The sequence below is a fragment of the Planktosalinus sp. genome (genome assembly GCF_059864935.1).
Window position 1 is genome coordinate 1 of the sequence record NZ_JCBCCK010000425.1, and the last position, 14966, is coordinate 14966.

A 14966-nucleotide genomic window follows, 5' to 3' on the forward strand; every position below is an offset into this window, starting at 1 on the left:
TGATGAAAACAATTAGAACAATCCTTCTTTGATTCACTTCTTGTTTATTATTGTCTTTTTTCAATTCCAGGTTTTGAATAAAATCGGTGGAAAGTTTTAGTTCTCCGAAATTGTATTTGGTCAACAACAATTTCCATGTTAAAAAGGTAAGTAAAAGTGCCACCGGAACACCCACACTCATCCATTGTAAAAAGCTGATTTTTATTCCAATGCTTTCCAAAGCACCAACAGCAATGGCGTTGGGTGCAGAGCCTATGATGGTTCCCATACCACCAATGGCAGCTGCTGTGGGAATGCCCAAAAGAAAAGCCTTTTGAAGTTTTTTGTTGTCAATTTCTGTGAAAAGGGGAGTAACCGTGGCAAGCATCATTGCCGTTGTGGCTGTATTGCTCATCACCATAGAGAGTATAGCGGTGACAAACATCAAACCTAAGATGATAAACTTTGCTTTTTCACCAAATTTAGGAGCAGTAACAATTAATAAGCGAATGTCGAGCCTGGATTTTCGCATGCCTTCTGCGAGGAAGAATCCGCCGAGGAATAGCCAGATGACCCCATCTGACCAGGTTTGGACATATTGATTCACATCCATAGTGCCTTCGCTACCCATAAAAAAGATAAGATAACCTACTATAAATATTCCAACAGCAAAAGGAGGAATGGCTTCCGTAAACCATAAAAGCATGGAAAAAAACAAGAGAAACAACACCAAATGCTGGGTCCTTACAAATTCATCATCGCCAAAAACAAAAGTCAAAACTGCTGCAATGGAGGTACACAGCAGGAACATGGCCAATTTTGATTTTTGTGCAACTAAAAAAGGATATTTAGCAATTTTTTTAAGTGAATAGCTCCTCGAATCAGACATTTTTTATTCAATTTGTATCAAATGTAAAGCATATGGTTTTACCGAAAAATGACATTCAGCAATATTCCTTCAATAAATTTAAAAATTAGGAGATTATAGCTATTTTTGTACACTCAGGATGATTTCTCTCCACTGTAAATACCCACAAAGCAGGAATTGTAATTTTCAAAATTTAAAATTTTTAGTTATGCTTACTTTAGACAAAATCACAGCACAGCAAGCCATTGACCTAGAAGACAAACACGGTGCCCACAATTATCACCCGTTACCGGTAGTTTTGAGCAAAGGAGAGGGTGTCTATGTCTGGGATGTTGAAGGAAAAAAATATTATGATTTCCTCTCTGCTTACTCTGCAGTGAACCAGGGACATTGCCATCCAAAAATTGTTGACGCCATGGATCGTCAGGCAAGGACACTTACCTTAACTTCAAGAGCTTTTCACAATGATATGCTGGGGCGTTTTGAAAAGCACATTACAGAGTATTTTCAATTTGATAAGGTCCTGCCGATGAATACCGGTGCCGAAGCTGTTGAAACTGCCATCAAAATTGCCAGAAAATGGGATTATGAGGTCAAAGGGATTGATGAGAATGAAGCGCAAATTATAGTTTGTGAAAACAATTTTCACGGAAGAACAACCACAGTGATTTCGTTTTCAAATGATGAAAATGCCAGAAAGAATTTCGGTCCCTTCACTCCGGGGTTCATAAAAATCCCCTATGATGATATAGATGCATTGGAAAATGCAATCAAGAACAATAAAAATGTTGCCGGTTTCCTGATTGAGCCCATTCAGGGAGAAGCGGGCGTTTATACCCCGGCAGATGACTATATGAGTAAGGCAAAGGAGTTGTGCAACAAACACAATGTGCTTTTTATGGCAGATGAAATCCAGACCGGAATTGCCCGCACAGGGTCCTTATTGGCTGTTTGCGGAAACTGCAGTTGTGAGAATCACTGTGAACGCCAATCCACATACAGCAGACCTGATATTCTTATATTAGGCAAAGCACTCTCAGGAGGAGCTTATCCGGTTTCAGCGGTTTTGGCAGACAACCACATTATGAATGTGATTAAACCCGGACAACACGGTTCAACTTTTGGTGGGAACCCAGTAGCTGCTGCTGTTGGAATGGCTGCGCTGGAAGTTATAAGAGAAGAAAATCTTGCTCAAAATGCCAGAAAATTGGGAGATCTTTTCAGAAGTGAAATACAAAAATATGTTGAGAAAAGCAACATTGTTAAGTTGGTGAGAGGTCGTGGCCTGTTAAATGCCATTGTTATCAATGACCGAGAATACAGCTCGACAGCCTGGGATATCTGTGTGAAACTGCGTGATAATGGTTTGCTTGCCAAGCCCACGCACGGAAACATCATCAGGTTTGCGCCTCCTTTGGTGATGACTAAAGAGCAATTGCTGGATTGTGTTTCGATAATCACCAAAACACTTCAGGAATTTGAAAAATAACAAAAACGCCCGAAAGGGCGTTTTTTGTTTATTAATAGCCGGAATCAAAGCCTGTCATTCCACTCAAAAAGGCTGCTCCAAAAACCAGAGCTATTAGTATATAAAGGATTAAAAGTACCAGATACCATAATAGCATAGCTTTTGCCCAATTGGCTTTTGATTGATTTGTATCACTTCCAAAACCCCATACAAAAAGCATGATTAAACCTACAAGGGGTATTGCAGTAATGAAAATGGTAATGAACCAATCTGAGACTTTCATTACCGGATTTGTGTTGATTTGATTTTCCATAATTTGTTGGTTTTAAGTTAGTACCATAAATATAATAAAATATTTATACAAATTACATAAAAATTAAAAGCCGCATAAAGCGGCTTTTAAAACAAAAACAGTTTCTAAATCTAATTTTTATTATGGATGGTAATTTTATAATCAATCACCTGATTGTCATTGGTTGTTAACATTACCAAATATACACCACTACTTAATCCCTGGGTAGAAAACTCATAATAAGGCACCTCACCAATATTATTTTGATTGATCAGAAGCCTTCCTCTCATATCATAAACAGAAGCATTTTTAAGATCAAGCAAATCAGGATTGGTTATTTGAAGTTTGGAAAGCGGGTTGTTTTGGAAGAAATCTACAGACGTAAGACTTTTATTACCGTTTCCGTTTTGACCACTGTTTCCGTGTCCTTTTTTGAAGACCAGATAGTATCTGTTTTCAATTACACCTGCACTTCCTGAATGATTTACTACAGCTTGGTAGCCTAAGTCTAGTTGTTGATAAGAATTATTAAGTTCATCGTACAAAAAGAGTCTGAAATTATTGATATTATCAAACCCTTTCATTTCAACCAGATTTATTTTGAAACTGTTTTGACCGTTTTTAACCCTGAAGCCAATTGGCACTTTAGAGTGAAAATCATAAGGCCTTGTTTGAATAACAAAAGGGTCATTTCTTTGCTCAATCTTCCAGTATGCATCACCTGTTTGAATCACTGATGGGTGCATGCCATCATAACCTCTGTCATAACCATTGGTTGACTGATCTGAAAACATAAGCACCATATCTCTTGTGTAGATGTCATCAACTTCTACGTGAAATCTAAGTAAACCATCTATGTTTGTAGTGACGCTTTTAAATTTACTGTTCTTCTCATTTAAAGCGGTTGATTTAAACTGGCTAAAGTTTGCTGCTCCTAGAGCAACATGCCTTCTCATACTGTTTTTAAATGCTATAGTCCCGGTTGAGCCGCTAATACTTTCGTCACCAATAACGACAAATCCTTGCCCAACAGGTGCAAAACGTCTTTCCACGTGTGTGCCAACTCCACCGGTTGGTGCTCCCGGAATACCGTAGCCATTAGTAGAAGTAAATATTGGTACTGTATAAGTTCCAGAAGATGTACCGTCACCTATGTCATCAAAACCAATTGGAATCCATACCCCATAGCCACCTTCATAATCATAAATATAGTGTGAATTGGTAGTCTTGTCTTGATCCCAATACAAAATTTGACCTGCAATATCTAGATTTTCTGAAAGAAATGCAGCTAAGTCCAAAGCAGAAGGATAGGGATTCCCTGTCAGCCTTGAAAGCCCTGTAGTACCATTATGACCAACAGTAATAGTGATGTCACCATCATTGGGCCTTCCTCTAAAATCATAAAGTTGGTCGTGGGCATCTACATCAGTTCGAGTCCCTTTCATAGTGAAACCTTCTCCCGCAGCAAGATTGTTTGAATTTGCAATATAAATCCAACTGGCATATGTATTTGAGTTTCTTAAAGTATAAATCCATCTGCTTGAGATACGCAATGGATTTGATACACCATTTAAAGCTGTTGTTGTTTGTTGTTGCTCACTATGTGTTGGGTGTGTGCCACCATTCTGCACGTCAAAAAATCTAGTTATTCCAAAATTTTTATTTCCTGCTGCGCCTCCAGGGATTCCTATGGGTGAAGCCCAGTAGTTGTAATCATATGCATTGGCCCACCCTTTTTGTAAAATAGAGATAGAACCGGTTCCTGAATTGGCCGAAGTAGTTTTTTCTCCCTGAATAAGCTGTGCATTACCACGCAGATAAATGCTTGCTTGTGTTGGTGCCAGATTATTTTCTATTAAGTCAATATAGTCCTCAACATACAATACAACATTATTTGCATAAATATAAGTGTCAGTATTGTTTGAGGCGTTCGGTTTAACATGGAGCTGAGCAGCCAAATTACTAGCTAAAAGCAAAAGGGATGCATTAAGTAGTAGTTTTTTCATAGGTTAAAATTTTAATGTAGATTTGGGTGTACTACAAAAGTATCCCACAAGTATACGACACTTTGATATTTTTTCGATAAAAAGGCTGATATTTTCGATAATCTGCACAATATATATAAAATAACACTGTTGTCCGGTAAAAAAAATATCGTCCCTAAGGGACTTATAAAAATTTTGTAATGTATTTATTACCAATATTTTGTCCCTAACGGGACTAAAGCCCCATAGGGGCTATATATTGGTAATCAAAAGCAACCCTTACATATAACAAAGTCCGCCAATCGGCGGACGGAATATGTTAATGGTTTATATGAATTCAATTATTTTGCCGGACAGTAGTGATAAAATAATTCCTATTTAGATAGGCTTGTTGATGTTTGTTCTTTGTAATTTTACAAACCTAAGTACTCTTAAAAATAATATAAAATTTGATTTGAAACATAAAATTGGAGATAAAGTAGCGGCACTTGATGAAGATTTTGAAGGTCTTGTTGTTTCAGTGCAACACAATAAGGTGTTCGTTGAATCGATTGACGGGTTTCAACTTGAATTTAATGAAACCGAACTTATTAAAATGGAAGACGACATTGAAATTAAAATCAAATACACCGAAGGAATTTCCGCAGCCCTAAAAGAGAAAGAACCTAAATCCAATAAAAGCAAAACCGTTTTAAGCACTAAGAAAAAAAGCATACCGGCTATAGAAGTCGACCTTCACATAGAAAAATTGGTGCCAACTACCCGTGGATTAGATAATTATGACATTATCAATATACAAATGGACACAGCAAAACGGCAACTGGACTTCGCCATTCAAAAAAGGTTTCAACGTGTCATTTTTATACATGGTGTGGGCGAGGGGGTTCTGAAATCTGAACTTGAAACACTTTTCAGGAGGTATGATTTTTTGAATTATTACGATGCTGATTATCAGAAATACGGTCGTGGTGCTACGGAAGTCTATATTCCTCAAAATCCAAGATAATGGACTTACTGTTCGGTTACATCGACAAACCCAAAATCCAGGGTCTGCTGGGTGACAGTTTCAGTTTCATTTTCCAGCCTGATGTTGTTGAAAAGAATTGATGTTCGGTAAACATAAGAAGTGTCCTGATCAATGCCTACTCCCGTATAAGTAGTGTCAACAATTCTTGTAAATAGCGTCGCCACTCCCTGACTGCTTACAAAATCTTTTAAAATTCTTGGACTCGATGGTGGTATGCTGCTGCAAAAATAACCCTGAGGAACACTTGCGTTGTAGGTTCTGTAATTCACCACGTTGTTTATGGCGTCTATTTGGAAAGTTAGAGTATCTTCAGTAGTTAATATCTCATTTTGAGTTTGAAGTTTAAAAGATAGCGACTCCAGATTGGTGTTGTTTACCTTAAAAAAAACATAGGAAGTAGCTGATTGGCAATACTCCAGATTGATGTCATCAAAATCAAAGGTGGTTACAATCACATCGCCGTCATCACACGAACTAAAACCAAGAACTAAAAGAATTACTAAAAAAAAGTGTTTCATAACAGGAATGTCTTTTGCAAAAGTAATAGTTTTGCAAAACTTTAAGCAGAAGCCCGTTTAAATATTTACAATTAAACTATTTTTGAAAAATGAATAGTGTTTATTTTGACAGTGCAGCCACCACTCAATTGCGTCCCGAGGTTATTGAAAGGATAACAGGGGTTATGCAAAATAATTTTGGAAATCCCTCATCCACACACGCTTACGGAAGAGCATCTAAGTCGTTGGTTGAGAATGCCAGAAAAACCATAGCCAAACTACTGGGTGTTACAGCAGCCGAAATTATATTTACTTCAGGTGGTACCGAAGCAGACAACCTGATTCTGAATAGTTGTGTTAGGGATTTAGGAGTGAAAAGAATCATTTCTTCAAAAATTGAACATCACGCCGTACTTTACACCATCTATGAGCTTCATAAACACTTCAACACTGAAGTGGTGTATCTAAGTCTCAATTCCTGTGGTGAAGTGGATTTAGAGCAACTGGAATCACTTCTGAAAGATACGTCCAAAAAAACATTGGTGAGCCTGATGCACATCAATAACGAAATCGGGACGATGCTCGATATCGAAAAAGTAGCTCACTTAGCCAAGACTTATGGTGCTCTTTTCCATTCTGACACTGTGCAGTCTGTTGGACATTATGATTTGGATTTATCCGAAATCCCTGTCGACTTTATTGTTGGTGCTGCACATAAATTTCACGGCCCTAAAGGAGTGGGTTTTGCATTCATCAGAAAAAAATCCGGCTTGCAATCACTTATTTTTGGAGGGCAGCAGGAGCGTGGCCTCAGGGCCGGTACTGAACCTGTTCACAACATCGCCGGACTGGAAACCGCTTTTGTTATGGCTTACGAAAATCTTGAAAAAGAAAGGGCATATATACAGGAACTAAAAAATTATTTTATTCAAAAACTTCAGCAGGAAATTCCCGGAGTGAAATTTAACGGTGCTTGTGAAGATGCAAAAAGAAGCACTTATACTCTTCTTAATGTGTGCCTGCCCATCTCGCAGGAAAAGTCTTTAATGTTGCTTTTTCAACTGGACTTAAAAGGTATTGCCTGTTCTAAGGGTAGTGCCTGTCAAAGTGGAAGCGATAAAGGTTCGCATGTGTTAAATGAAATCCTCAATGAGGAGGATTTAAAAAAGCCCTCCATCAGGTTTTCACTCTCTTCGTTCAACACTAAAAAAGAGGTGGACTATGTGGTTCAGGTTTTAAAGGAATTTATCGAAAAATAACCCTAAAAACGCATGGTTGTCCTAACGTTGAAGACTCTTGGCGTCAAATAATTGGGTATGGCAAATTGTACCTTGCTGTCCACATCCCTCACAAAAGTATTGGTGATTGAGTTTTGTGCATCAAAAATGTTGAAAATTTCAAAACCTATGGTAAATTCCTTAAAAGGCTTCAACCAACCGGAATCCCTTAATTTATTTTCGTCAACAATTACATAGGAAAAACCCACATCGGCTCTTCGGTAATCACGTAGTCTTCTTTGAAACAGATAGGGGTCAGCAAAACTTGGTGAACCTCCCGGAAGTCCTGTATTGTAAACCAGATTGATATATACTTTCATATCCGGAATTGCAGGGGCATAATCCTGAAACAAGATGCCAAATTTCAATCTTTGGTCAGTGGGTCTTGCTATAAACCCGCGGTTTTCAATGTTTTCTTCGGTTTTTAGATAACCAAAACTCAGCCAGCTTTCCGTTCCGGGAACAAACTCTCCGGTAAGCCTCAAATCAAGCCCGTAAGCATAAGCCTCTGCATTGTTTTTAGCACGGTATCTGATTCTTACGTTTTCTAATGTGTACGGATTGACATCCGTTAAGTCTTTATAATAAATTTCGCTGTGCAGTATAAATGCCCTGTCCCACATTTTAAAACTATAATCATTTCCTAAAACAATATGAACAGATTGTTGCGCTTTAACATTGGGTCTGACAGTTCCGGTTGAATCACGCAATTCCCTGTAAAAAGGCGGTTGGTGGTAAAACCCTCCGGAAAGCCTGAAAATCATATCAGCATCCCAGTCGGGTTTGATGGCAATTTGTCCACGGGGGCTAAAAACGGTTTGGGTATTGCTTTCAATTCCCTCACCACTCACTGTCCAATTGTGGGCCCTTACACCCAAATTCATCCATAAGTCATTGTTGCCAAGCATGGCCCTTTTGCTCCACTGAACAAAACCTGAAATGCGGTCTATTTGTACATCGTTAAATGCATCAACATCTGTAAATGGAACAAGTGGTGCGTCAAATGGATTATAAGGTTGGTCATTGATAAATTGAATCCCGGGAGGTCTGATTGAAAAACCGGCTGAATCAATAATTTCATATTCCTGAATGCGGTCCCTGATGTCTTCGCGGGTATATTTTAAACCATAACTGATTTGGTGATTGTCAATTTGATAATCACCTTTATGTTCAAGATTGAATATCAAAGCATCCAGATTGTTTCGGGCGTGGGTAAGTTGGGAACCAACAGCCCTACTGAATTCCACATCGCCCAAACCACTGGATCCAATATCTGTATTGACTTCTCCTAAGCGGTATTGCGCCAGTATATCAAAATGTTCCTGTTCCTGGGTGTGATAACCCGAAGCGATAAACTTTAGGGTCAGGTTGTCATTGGCTGCATAAGTGGCCCTAAACGCACCAAAATAAGTTTCATAGCGGTCTTTTTCCTGACCTTCATAAAAAATAAGCAAGGCAATGGGCTCTGCCAGTGTGCCAAAGTTGGTCTGACGGGTTAAAGGCTCATAACTGTAGTCGTTGATGGAAACATTTCCAAGAAAACCAAACTCCAGTTTGTTGTTGACTTTATAGGTTATATAAGTCTGAGCATCTGCAAAAACAGGAGTGAAGTTGGTTTCTGTTTCCTGTGCCTTGACCAGTAAACTGTTGTTTCTGTACCTGATTCCGCCAATAGCCGTTAACCTTCCGTTTTTTGAAATGCCTCCGGCAGCGACACTTGCACCCAGTAAACTTAAATCTGCTGAAGCATCAAAAGCTACCGGTCTGCGATAGGTAATGTCTAATACTGAAGACAATTTGTCACCATATTTTGCCTGAAACCCACCTGCCGAAAAATCGACATTGGAAGTCAATTCACTGTTTACAAAACTCAATCCTTCCTGTTGACCGCTTCGGATGAGAAAGGGTCGATAGACTTCAATTTCATTGACATACACCAGGTTTTCATCATAATTTCCACCGCGCACTGAGTATTGTGAGCTTAATTCGTTATTACCGCTTACACCTGGTAAAGATTTTAGCAGGTTTTCAACACCGGCATTTGCGCCAGGTATCCGTCTGATGGTTTCGGGAGTCAGGTTAGTGATTCCCTGAACTTGCCTATTTTGCCTACCGGAAATAAGTACTTCACCAATTTGTTCAATATCTGTGGACATCACTGGATTGAACTCATAATCTTCATTTCGCTGTAGCGTAACCGTTAAAAACACATTTTTGAAACCAATGTGTGAAAAAGTAATCCTCACTGATTGATTTGCCGGAATTTCCAATACATAAGCTCCGCCAAAATCAGACAAAACCCCACTAGTGCCATAGGTGATATTTACACCGGGCACCGGCTGATTGTCCTCATCAAGGATGACGCCTTTGATGGTTGCGGTTTGTGATTGTGCTAAATGTCCTGCGAAAAGAACGATTAAAAACAGTAGTAAGGATTTTGCTTTCAAATGGTTGGGTTTATTTTCTAAAAAATGTTGCCTCAAATTTAGAACTATTTCCGGCATTATCGGTAACAATGAGTTTCAAAATGTTTTCGGTATCTGTCACTACATTGTCACTGAAATGATGGGTCAACATATTGTTTTTGTATTCATATTCCATTAAAATCCATTGGTCATTCACCATGGCCCGATAACTTTTTATGCCACTTTGAGCATCTTCAATTTTAATTTGCAAAGTCTGGTTGTTGCTGATCCACTTTCCGTCACTGAAATTAACCGGTGCAATTACAGGGGGAACAGTATCTATGGCTAACCCGAAAGTTCCAAATTCCCTTACCTGGGTTGATAGTACATTGCCTTGCAGCGTACTGTTGTTGTAAGTGGGGTTGCCCCTAAAATAGATTTTTCCGATAAACACCTTGTCAATATCCTCTTTTTTATAGTTGGATACATCAGCAGAAATGGTAACGTTTGAATGAATGGGGATATTGTCTTCGTGGAGGTACAGCCTGTCTCCTTCGGCTCTGATGTTCAGGTAAGCATCTTCATAAAGGCTTCTGGGTGGAAAATAAATGGTGAACTTCCCTTCTTTTATTGTAGCACCTTCACGCGCTGAAATAAAATGGCTTAGCGAATCTGTTTCTGTTTTTACTTCAACCGGATGATGAAGACCTTCAATGGGAACAGTAATTGTCACGGTGTTTCCATTGTAATCTGAAACTTCTATGGTGTAAACTGAATGAAATCCGTCCTGAACGGTGATAAAACCGTTGTTTCTAGAGGTTTTAAAAATACTTAAGGGATTGTTTCTTTCGATAAACAATTTTTTAATCCTGGATTTATGGTCTTTAAAATATCCGTAATCGATAAACCTGTTGATGTAACGTGTTTCATCAAACGAAACCCGGTCAAATACAATATCAATACTTGTCTCGCCATTGTAATGTGTAATCACCCTAAAAACCCCATTGCGGTTATTGGCTGCATTTTGCTGGTCAACTGCAGAAAGGCCAAACCCCAGTGTGCCATAAGCGTTGATTTTTTCACTAATGTAATTACCGTCAGTTTGTGGGGTGAGCCTGAGTTGCCTTGGGGTTGTTAATTGATTCACGTGAGAATCGTCACCAACGGGATATACAAAAACACTGTTAATGAGCGGTTTTCGGGTGTCGGCCACATCAAACCCAAAGAGTTTGGGGTTCATAGGCCGTGAGGCACGGTCCCTGATTTCAAAATGAAGGTGAGGCCCGCCACTGCTTCCTGTATTGCCGGTATAACCAATCAAATCGCCTTTTTTTACGGGAAGTCTTTCGGCAGCAGGGTAGATTTGAATTTCATAAGATTCTTTTTCATACTGTGTTGTTCTTACCAAATCTTCAATGTCACCTGCAAATCGTTGTAGATGGCCATATAATGTTGAATAACCATTTGGATGTTGAATATAAACGGCTTTGCCATAGCTGAAATGTGCAACCCTGAGCCTGTTGACATAGCCGTCTGCAGCTGCATAAATGGGTATGCCTTCACGTTGTTGGGTCCTGATGTCAAGACCGGCGTGGAAATGATTGTTTCTCAATTCGCCAAATGTACCCGAAAGCTCAATTGGTATTTTGAGCGGACTTGAAAAATAGTCAGTTGGAATGTTTTCAGGAAAGACATACCTGCTATTAGACAATTCGCCTTGTGCTTGTAAGCCAAAAGTCAATGATAAGAAAAACAAGAAAAAAAGTCTGCCCATAAGCTGAAATTGCAACAAAGCTACAAGTTATTACAATTGATTTTAAATCACAACTATTAATAAAGAGAAATATTATTTAAAAAAATAAAATAAAAAGTTGCCTTATTTGTTAAGTAATCTTAAATTTGTGTGATTAGCACAGAACTACTTTTTAAATGAGTAATCTATCAGAAATTGTTGATTCTCTTGAAAATAGAATAAAGCAACTTATACAACAACACGAAAGTTTAAATACCGCTTATTCAGATTTACAGCAGGAATTGACAATTGAAAAAAATGAACATACCAAAACCAGGGAAAGTTTATTAAAATGTAAAGATGAATCAGAAAATTTAAGAGTAGTTAATGCTATGTTAGGCAGTGACCAATTTAAACGAGAAACAAAACTCAAAATAAACGCTTTAATCCGTGAAATTGATGTGTGTATTTCACAGTTAAATGATTAAAAATATGTCAGAACCGCTTAAAATCAAGCTTTCTATCGCTGACCGTGTTTACCCGCTAACAGTGCACCCTTCTCAGGAAGAGGGACTTCGCAGGGCCACAAAAAAGATAGAAGAAATGGTAAAGCAGTTTGAAAAGAGTTACGCTGTGAGGGATAAGCAAGATGTTTTGGCTATGTGTGCCTTACAGTTTGCAGCTCAAACAGAACAAAAAATAGTTAACTCGACCAATGACAATGAAGAAGTACAACAAAAATTAGAATCATTAAATCAGCTTCTTCAGGACCATTTGGTATAACGTTCTTTAAAATAATACAATAAGGTACTGCCTACATTATTACAATATTTTTGATAAACTCAACACGAACTTTTTAAAAAGGGTGAGTTAAAGATGTGAAAGCGTGCCGTCTCAGCCTTTGGCTGACTGGCGGATTATTTGACCATCTTAGTAGCCCTAAACTTGTTTTAAGGAGTTTATACAAATCAACGTTTTAATGTAGGCTTTTTTTTTATCTAAATACAACCAAAAATGGACAGTTTATTTTTAATAATAGCAATAGGAGTAATTGGAGTGGCCTTAGGTTTTTTAATCGCAAAAGTGATAGAGAGAAACAACGGTTCCCAATTAGTGAGATCGGCAAAAAAAGCAGCTTCAGCTATACTGAAAGAAGCCAAATCTGAAGGCGAAACCATCAAAAAGGACAAAATTCTTCAGGCTAAGGAAAAATTTATCGAGCTCAAATCTGAACACGAAAAAGTGATTTTGGCCAGAGACAAAAAAATTGCCGAAGCCGAAAAACGCATACGTGATAAAGAGTCACAGGTTTCGAATGAATTGGCTAAAAACAAAAAACTCAATTCAGACCTTGAAGAAAAAATCAATGACTATCAGGAACGTCTTGATATCTTCGAGAAAAAACAAACAGAGGTAGATAAACTTTACAGAAGCCAGATTGAGCAACTTGAAGTGATTTCCTCCCTTTCGGCTCAGGATGCCAAAGCACAATTGTTTGAAACCATCAAGGACGAAGCCAAAACCGATGCCATGGCATTTATCCAAAACTCTGTTGAAGAAGCAAAATTAACAGCACAGCAGGAAGCCAAGAAAATCGTTATCGGTACCATTCAACGCATTGGTACTGAAGAAGCCATTGAAAACTGTGTGTCTGTTTTCAACCTGGAAAGCGACGACGTAAAAGGAAGAATCATCGGCCGTGAAGGAAGGAACATCAGGGCGCTTGAAGCTGCCACAGGTGTGGAAATCATCGTTGATGATACTCCGGAAGCCATCATACTTTCCTGCTTTGACCCGGTAAGAAGGGAAATCGCCCGACTTTCGTTGCATAAACTGGTTACAGACGGACGTATTCATCCGGCGCGCATCGAGGAAGTGGTTGAGAAAACCGCCAAACAAATTGATGAAGAAATTATTGAAGTGGGTAAACGCACAGTAATAGACCTGGGAATTCACGGTCTTCACCCGGAGCTTATCAAAATCGTGGGACGCATGAAATACCGTTCTTCTTATGGTCAAAACCTGCTGCAACACTCGCGTGAGGTAGCTAAATTGTGTGGCGTAATGGCATCAGAACTCGGCATGAACCCCAAACTTGCCAAACGTGCCGGACTCCTTCACGATATCGGAAAAGTACCGGATACCGAAACAGAAGTGCCCCACGCCATCCTGGGGATGCAATGGGCAGAAAAATATGGTGAAAAGCCTGAAGTTTGCAATGCCATAGGTGCCCACCACGACGAAATCGAAATGACCAGCCTGCTTTCGCCTATCATTCAGGTGTGTGATGCCATAAGCGGTGCCAGACCCGGTGCCAGACGCCAGGTGCTGGATTCATACATTCAGCGATTGAAAGACCTTGAAGACATTGCCTTTGGGTTTAACGGTGTCAATAAAGCCTATGCCATTCAGGCGGGAAGGGAGCTACGTGTGATGGTTGAAAGTGAGAAAGTGAGCGATGAAAAAGCAGCCAGCCTTTCGTTTGAAATCTCCCAAAAAATACAAACTGATATGACGTATCCGGGACAGGTAAAGGTTACGGTAATCAGGGAAACACGGGCAGTGAATATTGCCAAGTAATCACAGTAACTTACATTGAAATAAAGAAGCCTCGTTATTTAAACGGGGCTTTTTAGATTGCCAAGTTACCCATCTCAGTTTAACCATTACCATAATGGAATATACGATTGTTATAATGAAAGCATTTAAACCAACATCATCCATTTATGACCCCGGAGGGGTCACATCTTTGTAATAACCATAAACCTGGTATTGCCGCAGCCGTTTTACTATGATACCACGATCATGTTAGTCTGTGATGGTAACCATAATGAAGACCTGTACGCCCCTTACTGGTACCACCCGGACCATTTAGCTCACTAAGTATTTATTTGTCATAGGAGTTCGCTGAACCTCCTTCGTCGGTTTGGGAAGTTCAAGTTATATTACTAACTTAGACGGGGAAATTTCACAACATATGGAGTATTTGCCGTTTGGGGAAACGTTGGTTGAAGAGCATTTAAACTCAAATAACTCACCTTTCAAGTTTAATGCTAAGGAGTTTGATGCAGAGACGGGATGGTATTATTATGGGGCAAGGTACTATGACCCGAAATGGAGTATTTTCATTTCTGTGGATCCGCATGCTGAGAATTATTACCCCATCAGCCCTTATGCTTATGTCGCAAATAATCCTATAATTAGAATTGACCCAGATGGAAGAGATATTTGGGAGATTAATCAGGATGGGAACATAATAAACCGGATTGAAGACAAAAGCCAAGATACATTTTATATGGTGGAGAAAGATGGAAATGGAGATTACCAGCGTACATATACCACCAATTCAGAAGGTGAAAAGGAATATAACTCCATTACATTTGAATATGGTACCGTTGAATCACAAAGAACAATTGATATTAATTCAACCAGTTCC

13 protein-coding genes are annotated in these 14966 nt (G+C 39.0%); 7 read left to right on the plus strand and 6 right to left on the minus strand.

The features are described from left to right. On the minus strand, nucleotides 1-868 hold an 868-nt coding region (locus AC6F75_RS12825), incomplete at its 3' end, for an SLC13 family permease (protein ID WP_500715489.1). A gap of 187 nt (nucleotides 869-1055) precedes the next feature. On the opposite strand from AC6F75_RS12825, the gene rocD reads away from it, so the two are divergent. Then, nucleotides 1056-2336 carry an ornithine--oxo-acid transaminase gene (gene rocD / locus AC6F75_RS12830; protein ID WP_500715490.1) on the plus strand — a complete coding sequence of 427 codons (1281 nt, stop codon included), beginning with the start codon at nucleotides 1056-1058 and terminating at the stop codon, nucleotides 2334-2336. A gap of 31 nt (nucleotides 2337-2367) precedes the next feature. Here rocD and AC6F75_RS12835 read toward each other — a convergent pair whose 3' ends face one another. Next, nucleotides 2368-2628, minus strand: a complete 261-nt coding sequence (locus tag AC6F75_RS12835; RefSeq protein ID WP_500715491.1) for a hypothetical protein — start codon at nucleotides 2626-2628, stop codon at nucleotides 2368-2370. A 110-nt stretch (nucleotides 2629-2738) separates the two neighbouring features. Next, nucleotides 2739-4613 carry a DUF8693 domain-containing protein gene (locus tag AC6F75_RS12840; RefSeq protein ID WP_500715492.1) on the minus strand — a complete coding sequence of 625 codons (1875 nt, stop codon included), beginning with the start codon at nucleotides 4611-4613 and terminating at the stop codon, nucleotides 2739-2741. A gap of 433 nt (nucleotides 4614-5046) precedes the next feature. On the opposite strand from AC6F75_RS12840, the gene AC6F75_RS12845 reads away from it, so the two are divergent. Continuing rightward, nucleotides 5047-5598 (plus strand): DUF8465 domain-containing protein, encoded by a 552-nt coding sequence (locus AC6F75_RS12845; RefSeq protein ID WP_500715493.1) that lies wholly within the window; start codon nucleotides 5047-5049, stop codon nucleotides 5596-5598. A gap of 5 nt (nucleotides 5599-5603) precedes the next feature. On the opposite strand, the gene AC6F75_RS12850 is transcribed toward AC6F75_RS12845, so the two are convergent. Continuing rightward, nucleotides 5604-6137, minus strand: coding sequence for a hypothetical protein (locus AC6F75_RS12850; protein ID WP_500715494.1), 534 nt, complete (start codon nucleotides 6135-6137; stop codon nucleotides 5604-5606). 89 nt (nucleotides 6138-6226) lie between these two features. Between AC6F75_RS12850 and AC6F75_RS12855 the strand changes: the two genes are divergently transcribed. After that, nucleotides 6227-7375 carry an aminotransferase class V-fold PLP-dependent enzyme gene (locus AC6F75_RS12855; protein WP_500715495.1) on the plus strand — a complete coding sequence of 383 codons (1149 nt, stop codon included), beginning with the start codon at nucleotides 6227-6229 and terminating at the stop codon, nucleotides 7373-7375. Nucleotides 7376-7377: 2 nt separating this feature from the next. Here the strand turns inward: AC6F75_RS12855 and AC6F75_RS12860 are convergent, their stop codons facing one another. Together AC6F75_RS12860 and AC6F75_RS12865 are read right to left on the minus strand one after the other, a co-directional pair. Further along, a complete protein-coding gene (locus AC6F75_RS12860; protein WP_500715496.1) occupies nucleotides 7378-9897 on the minus strand; it encodes a carboxypeptidase-like regulatory domain-containing protein in 2520 nt (839 codons plus the stop codon). Next, nucleotides 9851-11572, minus strand: coding sequence for a peptidoglycan DD-metalloendopeptidase family protein (locus tag AC6F75_RS12865; protein ID WP_500715497.1), 1722 nt, complete (start codon nucleotides 11570-11572; stop codon nucleotides 9851-9853). Before AC6F75_RS12865 ends, AC6F75_RS12860 begins: the two co-directional genes overlap by 47 nt. Before the next feature lie 155 nt (nucleotides 11573-11727). On the opposite strand from AC6F75_RS12865, the gene AC6F75_RS12870 reads away from it, so the two are divergent. The 4 genes from AC6F75_RS12870 to AC6F75_RS12885 all read left to right on the plus strand — a co-directional run. Next, on the plus strand, nucleotides 11728-12018 hold the full coding sequence (locus tag AC6F75_RS12870; RefSeq protein ID WP_500715498.1) for a hypothetical protein: 291 nt from the start codon (nucleotides 11728-11730) through the stop codon (nucleotides 12016-12018). A 4-nt stretch (nucleotides 12019-12022) separates the two neighbouring features. Then, nucleotides 12023-12313: a cell division protein ZapA gene (locus tag AC6F75_RS12875; RefSeq protein WP_500715499.1), complete on the plus strand. Its 291-nt coding sequence runs from the start codon at nucleotides 12023-12025 to the stop codon at nucleotides 12311-12313. A gap of 231 nt (nucleotides 12314-12544) precedes the next feature. Beyond that, entirely contained in the window at nucleotides 12545-14110 is a 1566-nt protein-coding gene (gene rny, locus AC6F75_RS12880; RefSeq protein WP_500715500.1) for a ribonuclease Y, read from the plus strand. A 397-nt stretch (nucleotides 14111-14507) separates the two neighbouring features. Beyond that, the coding region (locus AC6F75_RS12885) for an RHS repeat-associated core domain-containing protein (RefSeq protein WP_500715501.1) at nucleotides 14508-14966 on the plus strand (459 nt) is incomplete at its 3' end.